General features: G+C 68.7%; 5 protein-coding genes. 4 read left to right on the top strand and 1 reads right to left on the bottom strand.

Annotation, left to right across the window (positions count from 1 at the left end; genetic code table 11):
• The 3 genes from AC1DS3_RS24080 to AC1DS3_RS24070 all read left to right on the top strand — a co-directional run.
• A partial coding sequence (locus tag AC1DS3_RS24080; RefSeq protein ID WP_477128107.1) for an efflux RND transporter permease subunit occupies nucleotides 1-1,984 on the top strand: 1,984 nt, incomplete at its 5' end.
• Nucleotides 1,985-2,019: 35 nt separating this feature from the next.
• On the top strand, nucleotides 2,020-3,543 hold the full coding sequence (locus tag AC1DS3_RS24075) for an efflux transporter outer membrane subunit (protein WP_477128106.1): 1,524 nt from the start codon (nucleotides 2,020-2,022) through the stop codon (nucleotides 3,541-3,543).
• 265 nt (nucleotides 3,544-3,808) lie between these two features.
• Entirely contained in the window at nucleotides 3,809-4,333 is a 525-nt protein-coding gene (locus AC1DS3_RS24070) for an SRPBCC family protein (RefSeq protein WP_441636056.1), read from the top strand.
• On the opposite strand, the gene AC1DS3_RS24065 is transcribed toward AC1DS3_RS24070, so the two are convergent.
• On the bottom strand, nucleotides 4,334-5,677 hold the full coding sequence (locus AC1DS3_RS24065) for an MFS transporter (RefSeq protein ID WP_477128105.1): 1,344 nt from the start codon (nucleotides 5,675-5,677) through the stop codon (nucleotides 4,334-4,336).
• A 128-nt stretch (nucleotides 5,678-5,805) separates the two neighbouring features.
• Between AC1DS3_RS24065 and AC1DS3_RS24060 the strand changes: the two genes are divergently transcribed.
• Entirely contained in the window at nucleotides 5,806-6,678 is an 873-nt protein-coding gene (locus tag AC1DS3_RS24060; RefSeq protein ID WP_441635918.1) for a helix-turn-helix transcriptional regulator, read from the top strand.
• Nucleotides 6,679-6,697 lie beyond the last annotated feature (19 nt).

Genomic DNA, 6,697 nt, shown 5'->3' with positions numbered 1-6,697 from the left:
CGCCATCGGGATCGTGGTGGACGATGCGATCGTGGTGGTGGAGAACGTCGAGCGCAATATCGCCGAGGGGTTATCGCCAAAAGAGGCCACCTACAAGGCCATGCGCGAGGTGAGCGGCCCGATCATCGCCATCGCGCTGACGCTGATCGCCGTGTTCGTGCCGCTGGCCTTCATGACGGGCCTGACCGGTCAGTTCTACAAGCAGTTCGCGCTGACCATCGYCATCTCGACCATCATCTCGGCCTTCAATTCGCTGACGCTGTCGCCGGCTTTGTCCGCGCTGCTGCTGCGCGGCCACGATGCGCCGAAGGACTGGCTCTCGCGCGGCATGGATCGCGTGCTGGGTGGCTTCTTTGGCCGCTTCAACCGCTTCTTTGGCGCCAGCGCCGATCGTTACGGCAAGGGTGTGAGGGGCGTGATCTCGCGCAAGACGGCAGTGTTCGGCGTCTACGCCGTGATGCTGGCACTGACCTGGGGTGTGTTCCAGCTGGTGCCCAAGGGCTTTGTGCCGGCGCAGGACAAGCAGTACCTGGTGAGCTTTGCCAAGCTGCCCGACGGCGCCACGCTGGACCGCACCGAAGACGTGATCCGCCAGATGTCCGACATCGCGCTCAAGCAGCCGGGCGTGGAATCGGCGATTGCCTTCCCGGGCCTGTCGATCAATGGCTTCACCAACAGCCCGAGCGCCGGCATCGTCTTTGTCTCGCTCAAGCCGTTTGAAGAACGCAAGACCAAGGAACTGTCGGGCAACGCCATCGCAGCGCAGCTCAACGGCAAGTACGCCGCGATCCAGGACGCCTTCATCGCCGTGTTCCCGCCGCCGCCGGTTCAGGGCCTGGGCACMATCGGCGGCTTCAAGATGATGATCGAGGACCGCGCCGCGCTGGGTTACGACGCCTTGTTCGACGCAACCAACGCCTTTACCACCAAGGCGCGCGCCACGCCTGAGCTGGCCGGTATCTTCACCAACTACCAGGTCAACGTGCCGCAGCTGGATGTAAAGCKGGATCGGGTGAAAGCCAAGCAGCTGGGCGTGCCGGTGACGGATGTGTTCGACACGCTGCAGACCTACCTCGGCTCGGCCTATGTCAACGACTTCAACAAGTTTGGCCGGACCTACCAGGTCAAGGTCCAGGCGGATGCGCAGTTCCGCGCTCACGCCGAGGACATCCTGCAACTGAAGACGCGCAACAGCGCGGGCGACATGGTGCCGCTGTCGTCGCTGCTCACCGTCAACCAGGGCTTTGGCCCGGACAGCGTGATCCGCTACAACGGCTTTACCGCGGCCGACATGAACGGCGGCCCGGCCCCGGGCTTCTCCTCGGGCCAGGCGCAAGCCGCGGCCGAGCGCATTGCGGCCGAGACGCTGCCCAAGGGCATCAAGTTCGAGTGGACCGACCTGACCTACCAGGACATCCTGGCCGGCAACGCGGGGGTATGGATCTTCCCGCTGTGCGTGCTGCTGGTGTTCCTGGTGCTGGCCGCGCAGTACGAAAGCCTGACCTTGCCGCTGGCCGTGATCCTGATCGTGCCCCTGAGCCTGCTGGCTGCCATGACTGGCGTGTGGCTGACCAAGGGCGACAACAACATCTTCACGCAGATTGGTTTCATCGTGCTGGTGGGGTTGTCAGCGAAGAACGCGATCCTGATCGTGGAGTTTGCGCGGGAACTGGAGCATGAAGGCCGCTCCATCGTGGCCGCCGCGATCGAAGCCAGCCGCCTGCGCCTGCGCCCGATCTTGATGACGTCGTTCGCGTTCATCATGGGTGTGGTGCCGCTGGTGGTGTCCACCGGCGCGGGTGCCGAGATGCGCCATGCGATGGGCGTGGCGGTGTTCGCCGGCATGCTGGGCGTGACCTTCTTCGGGCTGTTCCTGACGCCCGTGTTCTACGTGGCGCTGCGCCTGCTGGCGACCCGTGGCATGCGCCGCACGGTGTCGGACGCGCCGTCGGCGAGCCACAAGGCTATCGCCTCCGCTGAATAACGGTGATCGACATGAATGCAACATTGACATCCAAGATGACATCGCGACTCCCCGCGGCGCTGCCGCGCCTGGCCACGCTGGCCGTGGCCCTGATCCTGGCGGGCTGCTCGCTGGCGCCGACCTACAAGGTGCCGGAAAGCGCGACCGCCGCCACGCCGGCCTACAAGGAAGCGATGGCTGCGCAAGCCGAAGGCACGCAATGGAAGGTGGCCACGCCGGCAGAAGGCGCGCAGCGCGGCGAATGGTGGAAGATCTTCGGCGACGCCGATCTCGACCGCCTGATTGCCACGGCCACCGAGTCCAACCAGGACCTGGCGATCGCCGCGGCGCGCCTCAAGCAGGCCCGCGCCTTCACCGGCGTGGCCGAGGCCGACCAGTACCCGCAGTTGAGCGTGGGCCTGGACCCGACCCGCACCCAGTCCTCGGCCGCCTCGCAGGGGTTGCCGGACGGCACGCGGGTGGCGCCGCAGACGGTGCTCAAGGCACGCGCCATCGCCAGCTACGAGCTCGACCTGTTCKGCCGCGTGGCGGACAACGTCAAGGCGGCGCGGGCGGAAGGCGACGCTGCCGAAGACCTGTATCGCTCGGTGTTGCTAGCGCTGCAGGCGGACGTTGCGCAAGCCTACTTCGCGCTGCGCACGCTGGACAGCGAGCGCGACCTGCTCAACGCCACCATCACCTTGCGAGAGGACGCGCTCAAGCTGCTCAAGCGCCGGTTCGACGAAGGCGAGACCACGGACCTCGACCCCGCCCGCGCCGAAGCCGAGCTGGGTACGGCCCGCGCGGATCTGGCCAGCATCGAACGCCGCCGCGCCAACCAGGAGCACGCGCTGGCGGTACTGACGGGGGCGCCGCCGGCCGCCTTCACGCTGGCCGCGCGCCCGCTGGACGCGGCGCTGATCTCCGTGCCGGCGGGCCTGCCCTCCGACCTGCTGGAGCGCCGCCCCGACATCGCCCAGGCAGAGCGCCTGATGGCGGCGGCCAACGCGCGCATCGGCGTGGCAAAGGCCGCGTTCTATCCGCGCATCACGCTCACCGRCTTGTTCGGCTTTGAATCGAACGACCTGTCGAACCTGTTCAAGTGGTCGTCACGCGCGTGGATGCTGGGCCCGCTGGTGGGCAGCACGATTGCCGCGCCGATCCTCGACGGGGGCCGCAACAAGGCCAACCTGGCGGCGGCGCGCGCGCAGCACGAGGAAGCGGTGGCGAGCTACCGCCAGAGCGTGTTGACGGCGATGCGCGAGGTGGAAGACAGCCTGGCAGACGTACGCTGGCTGAGCCAGCAGGCCGGCGCATTGGACGGCGCACTGGGCGGCGCCCGCCGCGCGGCCAAGATCTCGCGCAGCCGCTACGAAGCGGGCGCAGTGGATTACCTGACGGTGATCGACGCGGATCGTACGGTGCTGCAGTCGCAGCGCGATGCCAACCAGGTGGCCGGGCTGCGCGCCTCCGCCACGGTGGCGCTGGTGCGCCGGCTGGGCGGCGGCTGGGGGCCGTTGCCGGATGCCGCACCCAGCGTGGCGCAGGCGGGCACTGGCCCGCTGGCATCGAACCACTGAGTCCTGGCGCCAGGCCTTCAAAACGCGGCAACCGCCCTCGCGCGGTTGCCGCGTTTTGTCATTGCCGCGCCAACGTGGCCAACAAATCTGACTACACTAAAAGCACCTCGGCCACCCCAGCCGGAAAGGGCCGCAGGCCTTACCGCAGCCCGCCGGCGCATTGTTTGTCCAGGCCTCCACCATGAGCAGGCGGCGAACCCACAGTACGCGAACCCACAGTAGGCGGACCCACAAACGGCGGACCCTGTTCGTCGGGTTCCTGGTTCTGGCGGGCGCGGCGGCCGTGCTGTTGCTCCCGTTGCCGCGGCCGTGGCGCGCCGTTACGCATATCGTCAACGAGGTGACGATCGCGCAACCCGATGCCGTGGTGTTCGACTACGTTTCCACGCCCGCCAACTGGCCCAACTGGCATCCATCCTCGCTCGCCGTGACTGGCGCCTCGGCCGGTCATTCGCTCCTGCCCGGCGAGCAGGTCACCGAGACCTTCCTGGTAGCCGGGCGGCGCGGCCAGGTGGTGTGGACTGCGGTGGAGCGCAGCCCATCCTCGGCCTGGACGATCCAGGGCACCATCGACGGGCGCGAGGCGGGCGCGGTCCGCTACACGCTCGCCCAGACGCCGGAGGGCACGCATTTCCGGCGCGAATTCAGCTACGCCGCGCCGAATCTGCTCTTTACGCTGACTAATTGGCTGGTGCTGCGAAAGCGCATTGAGGCCGAGTCGGCCGAGGCGGTGACGCGGCTGCGGGCGGTGCTGGAGGCCCGCAAGCCCTCGCCCGGCACGGGCGGCTGATCAGCGCGCCGCCTGGGCCGCCGCGTCCGGGCTGGCTACCGGCCGAGCCAGCGCGAGCAACAGCAGCGCACAGAGCAACGCCGCCGCCAGGTTGTAGCCCATCGCGCCGGCAAACGCGTGGGCATAGCGTTGCGCGCTGCCGATGCCGATACCGATACCGCCTTCGGTTTGCAACGCCCGCTGGAAGAACATCCCCGCGATGGCGATGCCGAATGCGCCGCCCACTTGCTGCATGGTGGACACCAGCCCGGACGCCATGCCGGCCTGCGCCTCCCGTGCAAGGCCGAGCACGAGATTGAGCAGCGGCGTCATCAGCATGCCCTKGGCCAGGCCAAACAGGATCAGCGCGGGCACCAGATGCCAGGGCACCAGCATGGCGCCTGCCGTCACCACCTGGAGCGTCAGGGCGGTGTGCGCCGCGGCGTACAGCAAGGCCGCCACGGCGAGCACGGCGTTGCCGAAGCGGCCCACCAGCCGGGGCGCCCATATCGACGCGGCGACGAATCCCACGCTGGCCGGCGCGAACACGCTGCCGGCCAGCAGCGGGCCGACGCCCAGCCCGGCCTGCAACAGCAGGGCGAAGCACAGGAAGAACGCGCTGGCCGTGGAGTACACCAGCAGCACCACCAGCGTACCCAGGGCAAAGCGGCGCTGGGCGAACAGGGCCAGGTCCACCAGCGGAGCGGACCGGCGCCGTTCCACGCGCACAAAGCCGGCCAGCAAGGCGGCGGCCAGCGCCAGCGAGGCAAAGGCCCAGCCCGGCCAGCCGCGCGCGGGGCCCTCCAGCAGCGGCACCAGCAGCAGCGTCAGCCCGGCGCTGGCCAGCAGCACGCCGGGCCAGTCCAGCCCGCTTGCGGGCGAGCCGGGCGCTGCCATGGCCCGCGATTCGGGGATGCGCCGCGCGGCCAGCATGGCAGCCGCGCCCACCGGGATATTGATCAGGAAGATCAGGCGCCAGCCGAGGCCGAACAGATCGCTCTGCACCAGCAGGCCGCCCAGCACCTGGCCGGCGATGGCGGCCAGGCCAAGCGTCATGCCGAGCAGGCCGAAGGCGCGGCGGCGCGCGGCCTCGTCAAAGCTGACGCGGATCACGGCGTAGATCTGGGGGAACAGCAGCGCGGCGGCGGCGCCTTGCAGCACGCGCGCCGCGATCAGCAGCGTGATCAGCAGCACGCCGTAGGCCAGTTCGTAGGCCGCCACAACCGCGCCGATCTCGCCGAAGCTGGCGCCCAGGTCAGCCTGGATGGAAGGAATCGCCACATTGACCACGAACAGGTCGAAGACGGTGACAAAGCCACCTAGCAACAGCACGAACAGCACGGGCAAGCCGCTTGGAGAGGGCATGGGGGATCCTGTTGAATACGCAGGCCCGCATTCTCAGCTGYTCGTTAAAGTATTACAATTTAACTCCTTATGCTATTACAGCAGGCAATAGGCTAATTCCATGCAGCTAGTTCCATGCCCCTAATTCCATGCCGCCACGCACCCTAGACCGCACACGCGCCGCGTTGGCGGACTTCCTGCGCCAGCGGCGCGAGTGCATCTCTCCCGCGCAGGCGGGCCTGCCCAGCGCCGGCCGGCGCCGCACCCCGGGGCTGCGCCGCGAGGAGGTGGCGGCGTTGGCCGGCGTGGGCCTGACCTGGTACACCTGGCTGGAGCAGGGGCGCGAGATCGGCGTTTCGGCGGCGTTCCTGGAGAACCTGGCGCGCGTGCTCCGGCTGGACGCCGCCGAGCGGCGCCACCTGTTTCTGCTGGCGCACCAGCGCCCGCCGGCCGAGAGCGGGCGCACCTGGTGCACGGTGCCGCCGCTGGTGCGCCGGTTGATGGACGACCTGCCGCTGCGGCCTGCCTATGTGCTCAACCTGCGCTGGGATGTGCTGGCGTGGAACGCGGCGGCCGAGCGCGTGTTTGGCTTTGGCGCTTGCGCGCCGGGCCATCGCAATATGCTGCGCATGATCTTTCTGGACCCGGCCATGCGCGAGCGCTTTGCCGGCTGGGAGGCACAGGCGCCACAGATGCTGGCGAGCTTTCGCCGCGACCTGGCCCGCGCGCCGGACGATCCGACCCTGCTTGAGCTGGTGGACGAGCTGGAGCGCGCGGCGCCGGATTTCAGGCAATGGTGGCGCCAGCACGATGTGCAGGGCGTTTGCAGCGGCATCCGCGCCTTGTGGCTGGATGCGGTGGGGACGGTGCGCTGCGAGCATGCCACGCTCACTGCGGACGAGGAGCGTCACCTGCGGCTGGTGGTCTATGCGGCGGTTGCGGGGGAGCCTGGCAGCGAGGCGTTCGAGGCGTGGCTGGCCAGCGGCATCGGCAGCGGTGCGTGCGCGCCGGCCGTATACTGATCGTGCAATTCAATCGGAG

Source organism: Cupriavidus sp. 01L46 (genome assembly GCF_056399905.1).
The sequence above is the reverse complement of the archived record's forward strand: the minus strand, read 5'-3'. Positions and strand labels throughout refer to the sequence as shown.

Excerpts from the sequence above, each read along its gene's own strand:
- AC1DS3_RS24060 (WP_441635918.1), top strand. The coding sequence starts at position 5,806 with ATGCCGCCACGCACCCTAGACCGCACACGCGCCGCGTTGGCGGACTTC.